Source organism: Mesorhizobium sp. M2A.F.Ca.ET.067.02.1.1 (assembly GCF_004023285.1).
GTDB lineage: Bacteria > Pseudomonadota > Alphaproteobacteria > Rhizobiales > Rhizobiaceae > Mesorhizobium.
Map to the genome: position 1 here is coordinate 1 of NZ_RZSB01001479.1, position 397 is coordinate 397.

Sequence of the window (397 nt, forward strand, 5' to 3'; positions counted from 1 at the left end):
GGGTCGCGACCGGCAACAGCACCTTGAGGTTCCGCCAGTTTCGACCGGCGATGATTTCCGCCGCTGCTGCAACCACTACGGCAACAAGAAATGAGCAATCTATTACTGCGCTCAGGAGCCAGCCGGTTTCCTGCGAGAAGAACACGGCGACCCGGCCCGCGATCCAGATCGATACCAGCAGGGCCAAGCGGAAATCCTGAACCGGCAGTCGTCCCGTCCAGTTCGGGATTGCGGTAAGCAGGAACCCGGTAATGACTGCCGTCAGATAGCCAAAGAGCAGTTCGTGGATATGCCAATCCACAGGCACAAACAGGCTTAAGCGTTGCAAGCTTGCCGTAGTAGAGAGGCAACCACATAAGAATGGCGAGGCCGGCCTGCAGCGAGCCGAGTAGAAAGA

1 pseudogene is annotated in these 397 nt (G+C 57.9%); it reads right to left on the reverse strand.

What is annotated here, in order from left to right:
* Window positions 1-397 (reverse strand): annotated as a pseudogene (locus EOA28_RS38410) (NnrS family protein); the annotation flags it as partial.